This is a genomic window from Bradyrhizobium arachidis (genome assembly GCF_024758505.1).
Taxonomy (GTDB): Bacteria; Pseudomonadota; Alphaproteobacteria; order Rhizobiales; family Xanthobacteraceae; genus Bradyrhizobium; species Bradyrhizobium manausense_C.
On the sequence record NZ_CP077970.1, the window covers coordinates 5,040,012 to 5,058,711 of the forward strand.

Sequence of the window (18,700 nt, forward strand, 5' to 3'; positions counted from 1 at the left end):
ACGCTCTCTATTCGGCCGCTTCAGGCTTGCGCTCCTCTCGCAACCGAAAGCGCTTCAGCAGAGCGGACACGGTGTCGCGGAAACCGCCATACTCCAGTTCGGAATAGGGCAGCATCGCGGCGCCCGACCAGCCTTGGCTGCGCATCTCGATCGCCTTGCGTTGTGCGCACCGGCGCACCTCGTCCCACGCCAGGTTGTCGAAAAAATCGGTATAGGACTCGGCAAAGCGGCCGTCCTTGTCAATCGAAAAGCCGGCGCAGGAAACGATCGGCAGGCAGTACATGCCCGTCACCGGTGTATTGAGCGGCACCGGCATCAGCGGCATCACGTGCGAGCCGCGTGCATCGCCACCGACGAAGTGCGCCTTGGCAAAGGGCGAGACGATTTCCTCGGGCGCGGGGAAAATTCCCTGGTTCCTGATGATCGCGACCGGATCATCCTTGCCGGTGTACTTGCCTGCGATCGCGTGAAGACGCTGCGCCGACACGGCGGCGGCAACCTCGCCATGTGTTTGCGAAACGATGCGATCAATGCCAAAGCGCTCGTTGTCGCGGAGCAGCGCGGCGATGTGGTAGTTGTCCGCCGGCGCGTCGAGTTCGATCACGCTGTCGCCGGCCGTGTTGTCCATGTCAATGATATGGAAACGGAATCCCTTGATCATCGGGGGCAGCATCAGCCCGGCGCAATACATGGGATCGGCGAAAGCAAGGTAGAGCGGCAGGTTGTAAGCGCCGGGGCCGCATTTGTCGGCGGCGAACACCATGAAGGACTCCGCTGGTCTCGGAGCCGAGAGGTTGTGGTCGAAGCTTAGTTCGGCGACGCCCGGACCGGCACCGCGAATGTTTCCGGAGGGTGCGTCTGCGAGCAGATCCTGGCCGGCACCGTAGAGACCGGACGTCTTCGCAACCGAAGTCGCCGCGAGAAACGTCTTCCAGGCGAATTGATGGACCTCGGGGCTGCCTTCGCCCCTTGTGTGCGTCATGATGATCGCGATGTCGTCGCCGGTGTGGCAGATGAAGCCGTCGATCAAAAGACCAGTGGCGATCGCCTTCCCGACTTCGATGTCGACAGCCGCCATCATGCGTGAAGACGGTTTTGTATGCCCTCCAACGGAGCCAACGTCAGCCTTGATGACCGAAAGAGTGAGTTTCATGAGCGTTTCTCCCCGCGCAAGCACAGCGCCTCGGCCTCGACGCTCGCTGCGCCAGGGCGACGGCGCTGCTCATACGCGGCAAGAACCTCTGATGTTGCGATAGGTTCCAGCCTTGGGTTGATAGCTCTCCGCAACTGAGTGAGCGACCCCTGCCCCTTTGCTGCAGCCATAATGCGCAAAGTTGCCTTTAGAAGAGTGGCAAACCCGTTGAGTTCATTGGCATATCGCCCTTCGCTAGGGGGGCGCCACAACTCTCCAGGACATGGTCGATCCGGCTTCCGCTTTCGTCCGTATTCGGGGCGGAGGCGCTGATGCACGTCCATAGCCACGCCATGAACCTGCCGGCCTCGTCGCCGCGACCAATGATGCGCGCGGTCGCGGTGGCCGCCTGGAGGGACATATGGAGCAAGGCGGGTTCAATACGGAAGGCAGGGCCGACACGCCCGCACCCGCACCGACCCCGCCCACCTGGCTGCGTCAGGCCACGCAAATTGCACCGGACCGGCGCCGCTGGATGCTGGAGCACATGGCGCGGCACAAATTCGTCGCCGTACGACCGGCCCGTGGCACCGCCGAGTCATCGGATCCGCCGCGCGCCATCGTGTTCCTCGCGAAATTCATCCTCTACATGGTGTTCTTCGGCTTCATCGGAGCATTGGCCTCGTCGTTGTTTCCGATCTGCCTTGGCCTGCTCCTGTTCTTCACGGCGGATGACTTTATCGAATGGGTGCTTGAGACGACGGGCATCCGCCTCGTTCCCCACGCGCCCGGCCCGGATTTCATCAGGTTCTTCGTGTTTACCTTCGGATGGGGCCTTCTGCTCGGATCCTGGCGCGACTCCGCGCCTGCCTGGCTATTGCCGTGGCTACCGCCGAGCGCGCCCTGGCCGTTCGTCGCGCGCGCGGCTCTGCTGATCGCGGCAGCAGCAGCCGTTGCAGCTGCGATCGCTGGGTTTGTGGCTCCGCGCTCACGAGATGGATCCGCGGATGATGGCCTGGGGCGGATAACGGCAAAATTCCTGATTGGCCTTGGCGTGTTGGCATTGCTTGCGGGCCTCGATTATTCCACGTCGATGGTCTCGGCCTGGCTCGAAGGTCACTAGATCGCCCACCGGCAGGCCGACGCGCCCTGCAAGCCCTCCTGCCGCGGGATGTCGCGGCGAGCGGGCTTTAACGATACTTGCCGCTTTCGGGGGCGCCGGTCTGCTCACTCGGCTATTGCTCGCGGGATGAACCGAAAGATCGCGCTCATGGCGGCCGGCGCGTGCCTTGGCCTGATCATCTACGCCACGCTGTCTCCGATGGCGGGACGACCGGTGTTCATCAGCCACCACGAACCATTGCTGGTCGCCGCCATCGAGCGTCTCTGCGCCTATGGCCTCCTCGGCGTCCTCGTCGCGATAGTCCTTCCGGATCGCCTTCGCCTGGCCTGCGTGCTCATGGTGGGCGCCGCCTTCCTCCTGGAGTTTCTCCAGGCCTTGCAGCCCGACCGCGATCCATACCTGCCGCATGCCCTGCAAAAGGCCATCGGCGGCCTTGCCGGCATCCTGCTGGCTCAGATGATCGTCGCGTTCAGGCGGAAACGATCGCAAGCCGCTGACAGCAGCTCCTAGCCTCCCGCGACCCAGCAAATCATGCAGCGCGGCGGACCAACATTTGTTGGCGCCCTCCGGCTCGTGACGTGCTAGGCAGGTCTCGGCGTCGAAATCGGGAAAATTTGGCAATCCGGCGCCGAGAGATGTGGATCTCTCGCCCAAGAAGAACCGGGGCGCTCAATGAAAGACATGAAGGCTCAACTCGAGAAGTTGCGCGCGGACGCCGCCGAATGCGCATTGATCCGTGATCTGGCGACCGACACCAGGAAACGCGAACTGTTCGCCAAACTTGCCGCACATCTGGAAGTCCTGGCGTCCGAGGTGGAGCGTGCCCTCGGCGCGGAGCGGAATACCACCTGATCGGCCTTGTTCGAAAATAGGAACAAATGGCAACGCAAGTCGGTTTCTCTGCTGCCGGCTCCCGCCGATGCCGGCCGGAACGGCCCCGGCCCCAACCTGCGACATCCCCAGCCGAGCCGGGGCCGTCTCCTGTCAGACGACACGCCACGAATTGCGCTACGGGCGAGGGACGACCCTCTATTGCTGCGAGCTGGCCTGACCAGCTTCCTCCCCGCCCGCGGAGAGAGCGTCCAGTCCGGCCTCGATGATCGCGATGTCCTGATCGACCTGCGCGATCGACGACCGGCAATCGAGGCCCTTCATCGCCTTGAGATCCACGGCAAGACGCCGGCGGTGCATTCTGAGGTTCTCGAGCGACTGACGATCCTTCAGACGCGTGAATCCTTCCACGATCAATTCCATTGCACTGGACACAACAGCACCTCTGACAATAACTCGAAACGCAATGGCCCCAGCGTAGGACGATGTTCGCGCCCGTCAACCATCTCCGACCGCTTACCTTAACGCTGCACGTCGCAAGCCCCGCTATTTCGCGACACGGCGTGTGCACTTGTGAACATACGGGAGAACAAAGACCGTCTAAGAGACGGATGCCGGGACAGCGAGGCGTTTCATTCCTTAGTCAATTTTGAACCCGGATGGCCGCTGGTATCGAAGCCAGCGGCCCTTTTCGTGCAGACAGCGCGTGCGCACGAAGTGGAGCTCGCGCTTAGGAACGATCGATCGCAGCCCCCATCGTCAGAGGTCAGGCGCCGCGGCGAAGCGGTGCACTTTCACGGAGGGAAGGACGGGCTTGGAGATCGTCTTTTTCATCGGTGCTTTCGTTCTGCTCACCGCGCTCATCTATGGCGTTCTCAGCCATCGCTATCGCAACCGCGTCGCCGATCGCATCGGCGAGGAAGTAACGCGCGAGAGATATCGCCGCAACGAAACCTGACTGTTACGGATCGGCGCCTCGGCTTTTGGCCGAACAGGAACGCCTCGTACCTGCGCTCTTCAGCCAGCGACGGGATAAAAACGCCGCCTGCATCATCGCAGGCGACGCTGTTTCGATTGGTATGCTTGCCGACAGGCGTTGCGCGCCGTAGCTCAGGAAATCTCCCGGGGAAGCCTCCCGTCGGGGCGCGGATCACAGACCTCGTCCAACCGCTCGACGTGATAGCCCGCCGGCAGCAGCCGACCGCCCTCCTCGTCCGCGACCGGAACGTCCGTGACCAAGCCCTCGATCAGAGCGGCCTCCCAAACTTCCTTTTCGGTCGCGAACGGACTCCCGATCTGCCGCTGACCTTCGAACAGGGCGTACATTCAAGCTTCTCCCTTACGCTAGCGCTTGGCGGGCGGGCCGCTCTTGTTGCCGGGCAGCCCCTTCACGTTTGAAGAATCCTGCTGTTCGACCGACGGATTCTTCGAGCTCGAGCCGACCGTTCCCCGTTGCGCGGGAGGTCCATTCTTGTTGCCGGGGGCACCGGCAATTCCCGTTCCCGAGTTCGGTGCACTCGGGGCCGTCGCCGCGCCCGTCGTCGTGGTGGAGTTGGTTTGACCGGGGATATGAGTTGCGGAGCCCTGCTTCTCCTGTTCGCTCACGAAGCCGGACGCTCCGGAGTTGTGCGTCTTCACGCCCTTGTCCGCTTCATGCTGAAGGGTTTCATTCGAGCTTTGCTGCGCCGATGCCGGCACAATCAATGTGGCGAGTGCAATGGGTACAGTCAGGATCAACATTCGCATCGATTTCCTTCTGAGGTTGATCCCCACCAACGCCCAACGATGCCGACATTTCCTCGCGATAGTATTCTTTGTTTCGCATGCCGCGGGACACGGAAACGCTGTTCCCGCTCTCGAACCCGCGATGCGCCACTGAAATCAGCAGCGCCTTTATCTAACTAGGCGCTTTGTCGGCAACGTATCCGCCGCGATATCGACGGTGGGCCGGTCGCGCGCGCCGCGGCAGCCTTGGCAGCTTCTCGATTTTCGCCAACTGCCCTGACGCCGAAATGATCGCCATCTCCTGGAAGCCGCATCCGCCGCAAACGAAGGTGACCTCGTTCGGGGTCGCCCATGCGGATTTCCGAATCTTGGCCGCCATCGGCCAGGCGCCGCATTCAGGGCATGAAATCAGGAAACGACCAGGGTCAAGCATACCCATCGAGATCTCTCCACGATCTGCCCATGTGTCGAAATGCTCAAACCGTGCAGATAGTTCCGGGACAGGCCGTTGCGACTCGTGGTTCGCTTCCGCCGTAGCGAAAGCCGGCATCGCGACGCGCACCGCACAAAGTCGTGAGGGTTCCAAATTCCGATATCGTACGGCCGCCGCGTTAACTCGAAATTCACAACCGATCATGTGCGACGGTATCAATTGCTTTAGACATTATCGGCTAGAGACGCGCACGGAAACGATCCGACACACGATTGGCCCTCATGTCCGTCAACGACTTCCTCCGGCAGCGTGCACTGGAATTGACCGTTGGCGGCAGCTACTCGCTGCATCGCTGGTACGACTGCGAGGGCCGTTTGCGCACATTCGCCTGCCGCACCAAACGCGTCTCTCCGTTCCGCATGATCGTCGATGTCCCCGTGGTCGGAAAGGTCGGCGAGCGCGTGACCTCCTACTTCCAGGACTTTGGCGAGTTCGAATGCACGATCAGCGAGACGCTGAAATCGGGCTTCCTGATGGAGCTCGAGATGACACGTGCGCGGCGCGCCTGGATGTCGGAGAAGCTCACCTGGCTCGAGAAGAAACAGAAGGACGCCAGCATCGAGGAATTGAGGCACGACGCGCGGTTCGTGCCGAAGGTCGCACACACGCTGCTGACCCTGGCCGACGGCGACACGCATCCCTGCCTCATCATCGACATGTCGACCGCGGGTGTGGCCGTGTCGGCGGAATACGATCCGGAGATCGGCACCCCGCTCGCCGTCGGCGCCTGCGTCGGCCGCGTGATCCGGAAATTCGCCCACGGCTTTGCGGTCAAGTTTGCCGAGAAGCAGAATCGTGACATCCTCGAACGCTTGATCGTTCGCTCTAGCCCTTTGCTACAGACCGCGTGACGGCTAAAACCGCTTTCCTTGTCTCCAGATTTCCAGAGCCCCCAATAGTGAACCGCGCTATTTCTGCAGCCGTCGCCGCGCTATTACTCGCGACAGCCAACACGGCCCAGGCCGACGCCATGTTTCGCACGGCTCCGTCCGGCAAGACGACCCGAATGATCACCTACAAAGCCTGGAAGCGCAGCGACTGCAGCGCAGATATCGGCGTGGTCAAGGTCGTGAGCAAACCAGCGCATGGCACTCTAACGCCGCGCCCCGGTGTCGCTGCCACGATCGGGAAAAACCGGGTCGGTCGCGATAATTCATGCATGGGACGTCCGATCACAGGGTTTCAGGTCGACTACAGGTCAAACCCGGGCTATCGCGGAACCGACACCTTTGTCATTGAAACCACGTTTGGAAAGCGATCGATGGTCGTGGATACCTTCACGGTGACCGTCGAGTAGAGCCCGCTGCGCACACTGCTCTGCGCGACAATCTCGCAGCCGCCCCCTTAACTTTGCCCGAACTGGCCTCTTGGAACGCCCCCGACGGGCGCTATAAGGTGCATCGTCGTGCCTCCGCAATCGCTGCGGGATCGGGAGTTTGGAATGTCCGTCGCAGATGCCGAGTTCGCTCCCGACGGGTCGCCGTCGATCCGGCCGCAACTTCCACCCGGGGTGATTGTCGGCGGACCAGCCGTACAGGCAAAACTCCGCGAGACGTATCTGCTGCTCGGCATCCTCTATGCCGGGACGGTCGCCGCCCTGATCTGGGCCGTCGTGCAGGGCATCGGCTGGATCGAGCTCTCCGTGTTCGCCGGCATGTTCGCGCTGACCACCTTCGGGATCGGCGCCGGCATGCACCGGCTACTGGTGCACCGGAGTTTTCGCTGCGGGCCCGTGATGCGCGTGTTCTTCTGCGCGATCGCACAGATGGCCGTGCAGGGCTCGATCCTGAAATGGGTCGGCAATCACCGGCGCCATCACCTCTATGCCGATGACGCCGGCGATCCCCACAGCCCGCATTATGACGGTTTTGGCGCCCCCTATGTCAGCGCGCTCAAGGGCATGCTGCATGCGCACGGCGGCTGGGCGTTCGACCAGGCCACCACCGACAACGAACATTATGCCAAGGACATCCTCGCCGATCCCATCGCGATGTTCTTCGTCCGCACGCGCTGGTTCTGGTACGGCATGTCCGGCGTGTTCATTCCCGGCGCGATCGGCTATGCGCTCGGCGGCGTGCACGCCATGATCGGCTGTGTGCTGTTTTCAGGCCTGTTCCGCTGCTACGCGCTGATCCTCGTCTCCTCGCTCACCGGATCGGTCTGCCACAGCTACGGTTACCGCCGCTATGAGGTCGAGGACGCCTCGACCAACGAGCTCGTCACCACGATCATCACGTTCGGCGAGGGCCTGCACAACAATCATCACCGCTTCCCCCGCGACGCCTACATCTCGCATGCCTGGTACGAGTTCGATCTCAACGGCCTGATCATCCTCGGCATGGAGAAGCTCGGGCTCGTGCACGACGTCTTCCATGCCTCGAGCCGCCATTTGGCCGACGCTGCCCCCGAGCCACAGACGACCCCCACGGCAGGCTAGCGACGCCATCGAGACGGCCTGGACCGCCATCTCTTGGCCCAAATTGCGGAGCCAGATTTAGTCGACCGTGCCTTCTGCGCGGGCCTCGCTGTCATTGTTCGCGTGCGATCGGAGACTGGGGATGGCTGTCAACAAGATCACCTGGGACAGGGTTGGTCGGGTCACCGAGCCCGGCCGCTACATGTACACGTTCGGCTGGCTGACGATCACCGACGGCGACCTCGAGATCTGGAAGCAATATCCAAGCGCCGCCTTCACGCTGCTCGGGCATACCGCGACGGGCGATGTGATCGGCGATGAATTCCATCTCGGCGCCTTCGATATTTCGCCCGACGCTCAATTGCATTCCTTCACCGCATACAGCGATGCGGATGCGATCGATCTGCATTAACCCGCGATAAATAGCCCTCCTCCTAGCGTCGCCCCCGACTGAGCATCCCCGAGGTGCAACGCGGCGCCACCGCGACGGGATCGGCCTCGTCCCAACTTCTCGCAGCGGCGCAGTCGCTCTCCACCGATTCGAGCCGGCTTCAGCAGGAGGTCGGACACGTCCTCGATAGCGTGCGCGCCGCATAAGGAGCGGCTGCGCAGCGACGGCGCGCACCAGTGGCACTGCGGGTTAGTTCGATCCCCGGTGGCCTGGCCGGCACAATGAAAAACGCTCCGTGAGGAGCGATTCCCGATGGCGAACACCGGCCTGCCCACCCGCGACCTCGTTTTCGGTTATGGACTTGCGGCGGGAATACGTGCATCGTGAAACGAAGAAACCTTCATATTCCCTTGATTTAGCTTGCTAATCGCGACCTGCCGCACGCGGCCGCGATTGTTGCCGTGAACTTCGAACAGGATCGTTCATGCGATTGATTGCACTCATGCTTTTCGTTGCAGCCTCGAGTAGCGCCGCCTCTGCCCAGACCCAGGACTGCCGCGCGATCACCGACCCCACCGCCCAGCTCGCCTGCTACAACAATGAGGCGCCGCCGGCACAGGCTGCGAAGCGTCAGAGGCCGGCACCAGCGCCGCAGAAGCCGAAGGTCGATTCCGAGAAATACTCCGAGAAGTCCTTGGAGTCGCTCGATACCGAGGATGCCGTGATGCGGGCGCGCATCAACGGCATCTGCCGCGGCTGCTGATGCCAAGGCCGTGACACGACAGATCGTCGCATCGAGGCGAGTGGATAAGCCGACCAAGGGAACCTATTCTCTGCCGTGATGCACCTCCTCGAAGCCCTCCCCACCGTCATCGGAACCGCAGCCATCGCGCCGGCGCTGCTGTTGCTTTGGCTCGTGATCGCGGCCGAGGAACGTCCCGGACCGCCTGCCCAGGTCTGGACTGCCTTTCTGCTCGGCGCAGCCAGCATCTCCGTGCTGGGTCTCGCCCGCGCACCCTTCGCCAAGATGGTCGCAGCACCCGACAATCCCTGGACCGCGCTTGCCATGCATTCGGTCTTCGGCGTCGCGCTGCCGGAGGAAGCGGTGAAGGTGCTCGCCATCGTGCTGATCTCCTCGACCAAGCGGCGGACCTTCGCCAATCCCATGGATACCGTGGTCTATGGCGCCGCCGTCGGTCTCGGCTTCGCGGCCTATGAGAACCTCGCCTACCTCGTACAGCATGCCGACATGTGGCGCTCGCTCGCCGCCTTGCGCAGCGTGCTGACCGTGCCCTTCCATGGTGCGCTCGGCATCATCGCCGGCGCCTACCTCACGATCGCCCGCGCCGGCACGGCGCTGGGGGCCAACCGTCACAATCGCGATTGGGCGCGCCTGTCCAGCCGGCTGCTGATCCTGGCAGGCCCGGTCTCGCTGCATTCGGCCTTCGATTTTCCATTGCTCACACTGCAGCGGATGCCGGATCTCGATCCCACGGTGCGGATGTGGCTCGGCGCGACGAGCCTGCTGATCGGCTTCAGCTCGATCGGTTTTGCCATCCGCCTGGTGCGGCGCGTCGCGCGCCATCACGCGCCGCGCACCGACGTCGCGCGCGAGCGGCTGAGCCAGCTCCGCCGCATGTGGGCGCTGCTGCTCGCCGGCGGCGGCGTCGGCTTCGTCGGACTCGCTTTCGTGCTGACTTCGATCCATCACTGGATCGTCAATCCCGAGCGCAACGTCACGCTGGTGCTGATCCCGATCGGCCTCACCTCGATCCTGCTCGGCATCGCCCTCTTGGTTGTCACAACGGCGATCTATGTTCTCGGCCGCAACCGCATCCGCACGACGGCGGAAGGTTTTTCATCGGCACCAGGCGGCTAGCGACAGCAGCTCGCGCCCACTACATTGACGGTGCGTGTTGGTACCGCTGTCAGGAGACCTCCATGACGTCACCCGAGAATTTCTCTCCTCTGCAATCCGCCATGAACCGTGCGGTGAAGCAGAATTGGAAGGCCTTTCTGGTCGAAGGTATCCTGCTCGCTATTCTCGGTATCGCTGCGCTGATTGTGCCGCCGCTCGCGAGCCTCGCCGTCACGATCTTCCTCGGCTGGATGTTTTTGATCAGCGGCATTGGCGGCCTGATCGTCACCTATTGGGCGCGCAGCATGCCCGGCTTCTGGTGGTCGCTGATCTCTGCGGCACTCGCCGTGTTCGCCGGCATGATCCTGCTGGCACGCCCCGCGCAGGCCGTGCTGACGCTGACGATCGTGCTCGGCGCCTATTTCCTCGCAGAAGGCGTTGCCACGATCATGTACGCGCTGTCGCATCGCCGCGAACTGACCAGCCGCGCGTCCTGGCTGGTGATCTCAGGCATCGTCGACATCGTGATCTCGTTCCTCGTCATCACGGGGCTGCCGAGCTCGGCCGAATGGGCGATCGGTGTCCTCGTCGGTATCAACCTCCTGTTCGGCGGCTCCACGCTGATCGGGATTGCGATGGCGGCGCGAAATAGCAACACTTGAACCCTCGCGTTGTCACCCTCACCGATTTGGGGGTGACAAGGCCAAAACCCTGCGCTATAGAGCCCGCCAATGATCAACCTCGTCACCAGCTATTTTTGGTACTTTAGCTACGACAGCTCGCTGGCGGCAGGAGGATCGCGCTCAATCTGAAAAATTGCAGCAAACAGTCCGAAACAGCCGCCAGACCTGGCGGCTTTTTTATTGGCCGGCAGGTTCTCAAAAGACAGGAGCCCGCCGTGCTGAGCACGACCGACGATCTTCGCATCCGCGAACTGAAAGAGCTTGTTACGCCTGAAGAGGTGATGCGGGAAATCCCGCGTACCCTCACCGCCACGCGCGTGGTGATGGCGGCACGCAACGCCATCCACGCCATCCTCAACGGCCAGGACGACCGGCTGCTGGTCGTGGTCGGCCCCTGCTCGGTGCATGATCCCAAGGCCGCCATCGATTACGCCGAGCGGCTCGCAAGCCTGCGCGAGGATCTCGCCGACGAGCTCGAGATCGTGATGCGGGTCTATTTCGAGAAGCCGCGCACGACCGTCGGCTGGAAGGGCCTCATCAACGACCCCGATCTCGATGGTAGCTTCGACATCAACAAGGGCCTGCGGCTCGCGCGCAACGTGCTGTCAGCCGTCAACAATCTCGGCCTGCCAGCCGGCACCGAGTTCCTGGATATGACGACGCCGCAATATATCGCCGACCTCGTCTCTTGGGCCGCGATCGGCGCGCGCACCACCGAGAGCCAGATCCATCGCGAACTGGCGTCGGGGTTATCCTGCCCGGTCGGCTTCAAGAACGGCACCGACGGCAATGTTCGCATTGCAGCCGATGCGGTGAAGTCGGCCTCGCATCCGCATCACTTCATGGCGGTGACCAAGCGCGGGCGTTCGGCGATCGCCTCCACCGCAGGCAATGAGGACTGCCACATCATCCTGCGCGGCGGCAGCAAGCCGAACTACGACGCTGCAAGCGTCGCTGCCGCCTGTGCTGATCTGGCGAAGGCGAACGTCGGCCAGCGGCTGATGGTGGATGCAAGCCACGCCAATTCCAGCAAGAAGCCGGAAAACCAGCCCAAGGTCACGGCCGACATCGCCGGCCAGATCGCCGGCGGTGAGCAGCGCATCATGGGTGTGATGATCGAGAGCAATCTCGTGGCGGGCCGCCAGGATGTCGTGCCGGGCACGGCGCTGACCTACGGCCAGAGCATCACCGATGGCTGCATCGACTGGGCGACCACAGCAACAGTGCTGAAGGAGCTTGCGGAAGCCGTGCGGGCAAGGCGGCAAGCGCAACGCACAGGCCTGCACGAACGTTCGGCCTAGAGCATGATCCGGAAAAGTGCGAAGCGGTTTTCCCTCGCGACAAACGCGGAACGCGTTTGCGCGAAGATCATGCTCAGACAATAACCTAAAGCGCGATGATGATTCATCCCGACCTCATCGCGCTTTAGGCGGACTGATGGCGGGTGGGGCGAGCTGTCGCGCCCTGCCCGCTAAATCAAGTGAGCGGCTTCAGCAGCCGCGGCAGATGCTCTTGATCTTCTTGTCGAGCGCCATGTTCTCCTTGCTCAGGGGATCATTGGGATCGCTCAGGTTCTTCTCGCTCGGCACGTCGGAGGCGCGCGGCTGGCGATGACCGACCGGTGCCGGCGGCACCGAGCCCGCGGACTGCCCCGATGTCGCTCCCTTGCTGCCGCCGGTCTGCGCGACGGCAACCCCGCCGAACATCACCAGGAGCGACAGCGTCATAACGATTTTTTTCATTCTGCTCCTCCATTCCGCGGGCTGACGCTGTCCTTCATCGCGCCCTCACGTCTCAGGCGGATAGAGATGAACGTCGCCGCAATAGTCGACGATACGATAGCGCGTTTCCATCTCCCGTTCACGGTCGCCGGGTGCGGTATTTTGCACCGCCGCGACGTAGTTCGGGCCCACCGGCGACTTTCCGGCGCCGCCGGGAATGTCGATGACATAGTCGGGCTGGCACAGTCCCGAGACGCGTCCGCGCAACTGACGCATCAAATCCTGTCCCACGGCGAGCGTCGTACGCAGATGCGCAGTGCCGGGCGCGAGATCGCCGTGATGCAAATAATATGGCTTGATGCGGCATTCGACGAAAGCACGCATCAAATTCGACAGCGCCGCGATGTCGTCATTGACACCGCGGAGCAGCACGGACTGGCTCACCATGGGAATGCCGGCGTCCACAAGGCGCCCGCATGCGGCGCGGGCGGTTTCCGTCAGTTCCCTTGCGTGGTTGGCATGCAGTGCGACCCAGGTCGTCGCACCCTTCACCTTCAGCGCCGCGACCATTTCATCGCTGACCCGCGCGGGCTCGGCCACGGGCACGCGGGTGTGCAGGCGGATGATCTTGACGTGATCGATTGCGGCAAGATCGGCCATGATCTCGCTCAGCCGACGCGGCGACAGCATCAGCGGATCGCCGCCGGTCAGGATGACCTCCCAGATCTCGCTGCGCGCACGGATGTAGTCGATCGCGGCACGGTAGGCCTCGTCCGACAGCGCATTCTCCTTGCCGGGCCCGACCATCTCGCGACGGAAGCAGAAGCGGCAATAGACTGCGCAGACATGAACGAGCTTGAACAGCACGCGGTCCGGATAGCGGTGCACGATGCCCGGCACCGGCGAATGCGGGTGATCGCCGATCGGGTCCGCACTCTCGCCCGGCTGAACCTCGAGTTCCGCTGCCGTCGGAACGAACTGACGCGCGATGGGGTCATTCGCATCCGACGTGTCGATGAGCTCGACGAGCGCGGGCGTGATCGCGACCGCATAGCGCGATGCGACCCGCTCGAGCGCGGCCAGTTCCGATGCCGGCGCAAGTCGCTGCGCCACCAGTTCGGCCGGCTCGCGCAAGGTGCGTGCAAGATTACTTTTCGTCATGTCTCACTTAAGGTTTCATCTGCAGGCGGCGTCCATACTACCTGATCGATCCTGGATGCACCGCTCGCCAGCATCACCAGCCGGTCGAAGCCGAGCGCGACGCCGCTGGCTTCGGGCATTTCGCCGACCGCGGCCAAGAAGTCTTCGTCGAGCGGATAGGCCTCGCCGTAGCGGCGCTGCTTTTCCTCCATCGCTGCGGCGAAACGACGGCGCTGTTCCGGCGCGTCCGTCAGCTCGCCAAAGCCGTTGGCGAGCTCGACGCCGCAGGCATAGACCTCGAACCGCTCGGCGACGCGGGGATCGTCGGCCTTGACCCGCGCCAGCGCCGCCTCTGGAGATGGGTATTCGAACAGAATGGTCAAACGCCCCTGACCGAGCCTGGGTTCGACGTGCTCGACCAGCACCTTGCTGAAGATGTCCGACCAGGTGTCGTCGTCGACCACGCGCACCTTCCCGGCAGCCGCGGCTGCCAGCGCCGCGCGGTCACCCGTGCCGCCATCAATGGTCGCAAGAAGGTCAATGCCGGCAAATTGCTCGAAGGCATAGGCGACCGTGAGCAGCTCCGGCTCGGCAAAGGGGTCGGCGGTGCGGCCCCGGAACGAGAACTGGCCGATCCCGGTCGCCTGCGCGGCATGGGCGATCACGACGATGCAGTCGGCCATGATGGCATCGTAAAGGGCTCCCGCCCGGTACCATTCCAGCATGGTGAATTCGGGCAAATGCAGGTCGCCGCGCTCCCGGTCGCGAAACACCCGCGCCAGCTCGAAGATCCTCGGCTCGCCGGCGGCCAGCAGCTTCTTGCAGGCGAATTCCGGGGATGTCCGCAAATATCGCGTGGCACGGCTGCCGTCGGCCCGCAAAAGCTCGGTCCGCGGGGCGTGCAGATGGGTCTCGTTGCCCGGGGAGACCTGGAGGACCGAGGTTTCGACCTCGACGAACCCCTGCTCGGCGAAAAAGGCCCTGACCGCAGCCGTAATGGCGCCCCGCGCCTGGAGGAACGGCCGCCGGTCGAGATGCCGGCCGGGCGACCAGAACGGCGAAATCGGCTTGTCCCCAGCCATCAACCGACCACCCCGGCACCGTGCAAAACGCTGGCATCGACCGGCAAAATCAGTATGTTGCGGCCCGAAGCGGCCGCCAGGGCCCCAACCGGGGCCCGAGACCGGTCCCGAAGTCCCCCATCAACACGACCGTGTCCTGGCCGGAGCCGGGTCAGGCAAGCAGGAAATACACCTTTGAGAGTCATCGCCAGTTCTATTCGCAAGGGCAACGTGATCGAGCAAGACGGCAAGCTTTATGTCGTCGTGAGCGCCGAGAACATCCATCCCGGCAAGGGCACCCCGGTCAGCCAGATCGAAATGCGCCGAATCAGCGACGGGGTAAAGATCTCCGAGCGCTACAAGACCACCGACCAGGTCGAAAAGGCCACGATCGAAGAGCGTAACTACACCTACCTTTATGAAGATGGTGATGGCTTTCACTTCATGAACCCGGAGACCTATGACCAGGTCCAAGTGTCCAAGGACGTGGTCGGCGACGCCGCGGCGTATCTCCAAGAGAGCATGACGGTCAAGCTTTCGACGCACGACGTCAACGTGGTGTCGCTCGCACTGCCGCAGCGCGTGACGCTGGAAGTGGTCGAGACCGAGCCGGTGACCAAGGGCCAGACCGCCTCGTCGTCCTACAAGCCCGCGGTGCTTTCCAACGGCGTGCGCACCACCGTTCCGCCGCACATCTCGGTCGGCACCCGCATCGTGGTGATGACCGAAGACGGCTCTTACTCGGAGCGCGCCAAGGACTGAGATGGGCTGAGCGATCGGGGCACGCCGGGGGGCGGGAGAGTGAACAGGAAGGCCAACCGCTTCGTCTGGCGCGCGCTGGCCTTGCTTTCGCTTCTCGCAGGCTATCCCGTCGCTGCCGACGAGTTCCGCTCGCCCTCGCTCACCGCGCCCCGCATCGAATGGCGCGCGGCGATCGACCAGTTGCGCACGGAGATCAATGCGCGTCCGTCGATTGCGGGCGATTTCGTCTTTGTGCCGCGTCGAACGGTCTCCCGCTTTGATCCGCGAGCGATGCCGGCGCTGCTCCAGCTCAACGGCATCACCTCACAGTTCTTCAGGGGGATCGCGCGCAGCGCCGTTCCGGTGCTGCTGCCGTTCGACACGGCGGCCTATCTGGATGCGCAGCGCAGCGGCGTGCCGTCGAGTGTGTCGATTGTCCGTTACCAGGCCGACTTCAACCCGGTCGATATGTTCGATGCGGGACCGGCCGGCTATAGCGCGGCCTTCTCGCTCGAACCCGGTGCCGGCGATGGCATGCCCTCGCGCGTTTTCGCAAGACCGGTCGAGGTGCAGATCACGGGCTCGGCCCTGATCTACGACATTGCCGATCCCACGGGGGGCAAGGGCGAGCCGGTCAAGGCGTTCAGCGCCCAATATCCTGACATCCGCAGGTTCATCCGCGAAGGCTATGTACGCTACGCCTTCACGCGGTTCGGCGTTGCCTATGTGGTGTCGATCCAGTGCCTCGACAGCGTCGCCAAGCCGCGGCGGCTCGCCTGCAAGGAGGCCTATCCGGTCGCCGAGCGGTTCCTGAAGGCGCTGCGCGTTGCCGGCGGATCGCGGATGCGGCCGCTGATGGATGTTACCTCCGATGCAATGGATCGGCCGCCGGCGCGATCGGCCGAATTCACCTACCGTCCCAGCGGCGACATCATCCCGAATTCCGGCTATCGCAAGCAGAACGGCCACTCCGACGTTATGGCCTATTCACAGATCCGCTTTCCGCTGGAGAAGTTTCCGGCCATCGTCCGATCGCAGTCCTACGCCAGGCGCGACAAGTCGGAGGCGCCGACGCGCGGCTACGTCTGGCGCGACAATTTCTGCGAGTCCCGCAGCTTCGAGGTCTGGCAATGCGGCGGCGGCTACGGCCACCAGGGTGAGGACATCGTCGCCGGCGAATGCCCGCCCGGCAGCGAGGGCAGCGAACGCTGCGATCCCAAGCAGCAGGGCGTGGTCGCCGTGCGCGACGCCACCGTGATCCGCGGCTCAAAGGACCAGGCCGCGACATTGCAGGTCAACAGCCGCACCGAGCACATCCGTTTCCGCTACATGCACATGAACCCGTCGGCGATGAATGCCGACGGTCTCGTTAACGGCCGCCTCGTGGCCGAGGGCGAGCGGATCGGAGTTGTTTCCAACTATCTGGATCACCCCGCCGGCACATCACGCCACCTGCACTTCGACGTGCAAGTGTTCACCCGCGACGGCTGGATCTGGGTCAGCCCCTACGTCACGCTGATCTCAGCCTATGAGCGCTTGATCCGCGCCCGCGGCCGCGAGACCGGCCCGGAGATCGCCGGCACGCCGCAGCCGATGGCCCACGCGCTGCCCGAGGACGTCGTCAAGCCGGACCAGCGCGAAGGCAGCAGCGAGGAGAATTGAAGCCTGCTGTATCGTCATCCCCGCAACGGAGCAGAGAGACGTTGAGAATGAAGCTACCCTATGAAGAGGGCTCGGTGTTCCTGGTGCCGGTCCGCCCCAACGGCTTCCTTCGAGGTGTTGTTACACGATCGACGAGTCGCGGTAGAGTTCTTGTAGGATATTTCTTTGGCCCCCGCGTTGACGAGCAGCGCCTTGCTACAGTCAACGACCTTGACCCTCAAGGCGCACTCGCAAGAATCCGCTTTGGCGATCTCGGTTTGATAAACGGCGAATGGCCAATACTAGGCAAAGTGGAGCGTTGGGATCGCACGGAATGGCCAACGCCCGACTTTGTCAGGCGAGATCCCATCTCGAATAAGGCTTGGCTAATCCGATATTCAGACGCGGATCCGCTGCGCAGCACTTCTGAGCGGCTTCCGAACTACGATGACTTCAATGTATTAGGCCATGACGGCCTCTACGGCGCAGGAGCTGCAGAGGCATTCCTCTCGAAACTACTCGCTTCATGATTTGGCGCTGACCGATGCGAATGGCGGGTCAGCGTAGCGTAACCCGCCATTCGGTCACTCGAGACGCGGCGGATTACGGATGCCCCCTTACTCCAAAAACGTCGTGAGCTGCGCACCCTCGTCGGCCACGAATACCGCGATCAACTCCGCGGGCTCCGTCGCGCTCGCGTTTGCCGACACCACATGCGTCGAGCCCGGCGGTTCGAAGAAGGACTGGCCGACCTTGAATGTCTCGACCGGGCCGCCGCCGAGCTGGGAACGGATCTCGCCCTTGGTGATGTAGGCAGTCACCGACCCCGCATGCTTGTGCGGTCGCGTAAATCCGCCCGGACCGTAAGTCACCCGCACGATGGTGACGCGCTTGCCCGCCACGTTGGGCAGCGCATAGGAGCCGATCGGTTCGACCTTGTCCAATGGCGAACCTTCCGCAGCCGACGCGCAGACCGGCGCCATCGCGGCGGAAATTGCGTCCATAGTCACTGGCAGTGCCCTGCCAATGGCCAGCGCGCACGCCAGCCCTCCCACCACGGCAAGGGCATACGCCTGCGGTCGGGGTCTTGATGTAACGGAGAATGCAGAAACCGAAGTCATCCTGAAGTCCTCCCGGAGATGATGATGTCCTGACGGTGTGTGCGCTGGCCTATGATGCCGCCGCGTTGGCGGCCGCCGGCCGCTTTGCTGGAGTCCACCGGAACGCAGCGCCAAAGCGGTTCCAGACGTTGATCGAAGCGACGGCCGAGGTCAGATAAGTCAGCTCCTTCTCGGAGAATTCGCGGGACACCTCCGCATAGACCTCGTCGCTGACCCCGTCGGGCAGATGCGTCAGCGCCTCGGTCCAGGCCAATGCTGCCCGCTCGCGCGCGGAAAAGATCGGCGCCTCCCGCCAGACCGCCACGAGATTGAGCTTGTCGACGGGCACACCGATGCGCTCGGAAAGCAGGACATGGTGCTGGACGCAGAAGGCACAGCCATTGATCTGCGACGCCCGCAGCTTGATGAGCTCCAGAAGCTGCTTGTCGAGGCCTGCCTTGGTTGCAAGCTGGCCGAGCGTAAGCACCAATTCATAGACGTCGGGGGCCATCGCCTTGAAGTCTTCGTATTCGCTGCGGGCGTGTGACATGGCCTTCACCTCGTGTTATTGTAAGAGCACTGATATCGTATAAGAGCTCTGATATGTCGCGCAAGGCTGAAGGCGTCGCAAGGCCACGACCGCA

Annotated in this window: 24 protein-coding genes; 15 read left to right on the forward strand and 9 right to left on the reverse strand. The window is 63.1% G+C overall.

Going from position 1 to position 18,700, the window contains the following annotated elements; translation table 11 throughout:
- Positions 1-7 precede the first annotated feature (7 nt).
- Positions 8-1,153, reverse strand: coding sequence for a fructose-1,6-bisphosphatase (locus KUF59_RS23295; protein WP_212459892.1), 1,146 nt, complete (start codon positions 1,151-1,153; stop codon positions 8-10).
- Between the two features lie 400 nt (positions 1,154-1,553).
- On the opposite strand from KUF59_RS23295, the gene KUF59_RS23300 reads away from it, so the two are divergent.
- The 3 genes from KUF59_RS23300 to KUF59_RS23310 all read left to right on the forward strand — a co-directional run bounded on the left by KUF59_RS23300 (position 1,554) and on the right by KUF59_RS23310 (position 3,107).
- Complete coding sequence (locus tag KUF59_RS23300) at positions 1,554-2,255, forward strand: hypothetical protein (protein ID WP_212459891.1); 702 nt, start codon at positions 1,554-1,556, stop codon at positions 2,253-2,255.
- 147 nt (positions 2,256-2,402) lie between these two features.
- Entirely contained in the window at positions 2,403-2,765 is a 363-nt protein-coding gene (locus KUF59_RS23305; RefSeq protein ID WP_249140481.1) for a VanZ family protein, read from the forward strand.
- 162 nt (positions 2,766-2,927) lie between these two features.
- On the forward strand, positions 2,928-3,107 hold the full coding sequence (locus KUF59_RS23310) for a hypothetical protein (protein WP_212459889.1): 180 nt from the start codon (positions 2,928-2,930) through the stop codon (positions 3,105-3,107).
- A 177-nt stretch (positions 3,108-3,284) separates the two neighbouring features.
- Here the strand turns inward: KUF59_RS23310 and KUF59_RS23315 are convergent, their stop codons facing one another.
- Entirely contained in the window at positions 3,285-3,521 is a 237-nt protein-coding gene (locus KUF59_RS23315) for a hypothetical protein (protein WP_212459888.1), read from the reverse strand.
- Between the two features lie 379 nt (positions 3,522-3,900).
- On the opposite strand from KUF59_RS23315, the gene KUF59_RS23320 reads away from it, so the two are divergent.
- A complete protein-coding gene (locus tag KUF59_RS23320) occupies positions 3,901-4,044 on the forward strand; it encodes a hypothetical protein (RefSeq protein WP_212459887.1) in 144 nt (47 codons plus the stop codon).
- A 152-nt stretch (positions 4,045-4,196) separates the two neighbouring features.
- Here the strand turns inward: KUF59_RS23320 and KUF59_RS23325 are convergent, their stop codons facing one another.
- Both KUF59_RS23325 and KUF59_RS23330 read right to left on the reverse strand, forming a co-directional pair.
- Positions 4,197-4,412, reverse strand: a complete 216-nt coding sequence (locus KUF59_RS23325) for a hypothetical protein (RefSeq protein ID WP_212459886.1) — start codon at positions 4,410-4,412, stop codon at positions 4,197-4,199.
- An 18-nt stretch (positions 4,413-4,430) separates the two neighbouring features.
- The gene (locus KUF59_RS23330; protein ID WP_408918121.1) at positions 4,431-4,655 is read right to left on the reverse strand and encodes a hypothetical protein; all 225 of its coding nucleotides are present in this window, start codon (positions 4,653-4,655) and stop codon (positions 4,431-4,433) included.
- A gap of 870 nt (positions 4,656-5,525) precedes the next feature.
- On the opposite strand from KUF59_RS23330, the gene KUF59_RS23335 reads away from it, so the two are divergent.
- From KUF59_RS23335 to KUF59_RS23370, 8 genes are all read left to right on the forward strand, one after another.
- Entirely contained in the window at positions 5,526-6,155 is a 630-nt protein-coding gene (locus KUF59_RS23335) for a PilZ domain-containing protein (protein WP_212459883.1), read from the forward strand.
- Between the two features lie 47 nt (positions 6,156-6,202).
- Positions 6,203-6,601: a hypothetical protein gene (locus KUF59_RS23340; protein WP_212459882.1), complete on the forward strand. Its 399-nt coding sequence runs from the start codon at positions 6,203-6,205 to the stop codon at positions 6,599-6,601.
- Positions 6,602-6,745: 144 nt separating this feature from the next.
- On the forward strand, positions 6,746-7,741 hold the full coding sequence (locus KUF59_RS23345) for an acyl-CoA desaturase (RefSeq protein WP_212459881.1): 996 nt from the start codon (positions 6,746-6,748) through the stop codon (positions 7,739-7,741).
- A gap of 121 nt (positions 7,742-7,862) precedes the next feature.
- Positions 7,863-8,132, forward strand: coding sequence for a hypothetical protein (locus KUF59_RS23350; RefSeq protein ID WP_212459880.1), 270 nt, complete (start codon positions 7,863-7,865; stop codon positions 8,130-8,132).
- Between the two features lie 463 nt (positions 8,133-8,595).
- On the forward strand, positions 8,596-8,874 hold the full coding sequence (locus tag KUF59_RS23355; protein ID WP_258767193.1) for a hypothetical protein: 279 nt from the start codon (positions 8,596-8,598) through the stop codon (positions 8,872-8,874).
- A 78-nt stretch (positions 8,875-8,952) separates the two neighbouring features.
- Positions 8,953-9,990, forward strand: coding sequence for a PrsW family glutamic-type intramembrane protease (locus KUF59_RS23360; RefSeq protein ID WP_212459954.1), 1,038 nt, complete (start codon positions 8,953-8,955; stop codon positions 9,988-9,990).
- A gap of 62 nt (positions 9,991-10,052) precedes the next feature.
- Positions 10,053-10,631 (forward strand): HdeD family acid-resistance protein, encoded by a 579-nt coding sequence (locus KUF59_RS23365; protein ID WP_212459878.1) that lies wholly within the window; start codon positions 10,053-10,055, stop codon positions 10,629-10,631.
- 236 nt (positions 10,632-10,867) lie between these two features.
- Positions 10,868-11,953: a 3-deoxy-7-phosphoheptulonate synthase gene (locus tag KUF59_RS23370; protein ID WP_212459877.1), complete on the forward strand. Its 1,086-nt coding sequence runs from the start codon at positions 10,868-10,870 to the stop codon at positions 11,951-11,953.
- A gap of 189 nt (positions 11,954-12,142) precedes the next feature.
- Here the strand turns inward: KUF59_RS23370 and KUF59_RS23375 are convergent, their stop codons facing one another.
- From KUF59_RS23375 to epmA, 3 genes are read right to left on the reverse strand one after another with little or no spacing between them, the layout of a single operon-like run.
- Positions 12,143-12,394, reverse strand: coding sequence for a hypothetical protein (locus KUF59_RS23375; protein ID WP_212459876.1), 252 nt, complete (start codon positions 12,392-12,394; stop codon positions 12,143-12,145).
- A gap of 45 nt (positions 12,395-12,439) precedes the next feature.
- The gene (locus tag KUF59_RS23380; RefSeq protein WP_212459875.1) at positions 12,440-13,534 is read right to left on the reverse strand and encodes a lysine-2,3-aminomutase-like protein; all 1,095 of its coding nucleotides are present in this window, start codon (positions 13,532-13,534) and stop codon (positions 12,440-12,442) included.
- Positions 13,531-14,595 carry an EF-P lysine aminoacylase EpmA gene (gene epmA, locus KUF59_RS23385; protein WP_212459874.1) on the reverse strand — a complete coding sequence of 355 codons (1,065 nt, stop codon included), beginning with the start codon at positions 14,593-14,595 and terminating at the stop codon, positions 13,531-13,533. The genes KUF59_RS23380 and epmA overlap by 4 nt, the downstream gene beginning before the upstream one ends.
- Positions 14,596-14,769: 174 nt before the next feature.
- On the opposite strand from epmA, the gene efp reads away from it, so the two are divergent.
- The 3 genes from efp to KUF59_RS23400 are packed head-to-tail and all read left to right on the forward strand — an operon-like array spanning position 14,770 to position 17,486.
- The gene (efp, locus tag KUF59_RS23390) at positions 14,770-15,336 is read left to right on the forward strand and encodes an elongation factor P (protein ID WP_212459873.1); all 567 of its coding nucleotides are present in this window, start codon (positions 14,770-14,772) and stop codon (positions 15,334-15,336) included.
- A 39-nt stretch (positions 15,337-15,375) separates the two neighbouring features.
- Positions 15,376-16,977, forward strand: coding sequence for a DUF4397 domain-containing protein (locus KUF59_RS23395; RefSeq protein ID WP_212459872.1), 1,602 nt, complete (start codon positions 15,376-15,378; stop codon positions 16,975-16,977).
- Between the two features lie 47 nt (positions 16,978-17,024).
- Entirely contained in the window at positions 17,025-17,486 is a 462-nt protein-coding gene (locus KUF59_RS23400; RefSeq protein ID WP_212459871.1) for an Imm26 family immunity protein, read from the forward strand.
- 87 nt (positions 17,487-17,573) lie between these two features.
- Here the strand turns inward: KUF59_RS23400 and KUF59_RS23405 are convergent, their stop codons facing one another.
- Both KUF59_RS23405 and KUF59_RS23410 read right to left on the reverse strand, forming a co-directional pair.
- Positions 17,574-18,077 carry a cupin domain-containing protein gene (locus KUF59_RS23405; RefSeq protein WP_212459870.1) on the reverse strand — a complete coding sequence of 168 codons (504 nt, stop codon included), beginning with the start codon at positions 18,075-18,077 and terminating at the stop codon, positions 17,574-17,576.
- A 49-nt stretch (positions 18,078-18,126) separates the two neighbouring features.
- Positions 18,127-18,606 carry a carboxymuconolactone decarboxylase family protein gene (locus tag KUF59_RS23410; RefSeq protein ID WP_212459869.1) on the reverse strand — a complete coding sequence of 160 codons (480 nt, stop codon included), beginning with the start codon at positions 18,604-18,606 and terminating at the stop codon, positions 18,127-18,129.
- Positions 18,607-18,700 lie beyond the last annotated feature (94 nt).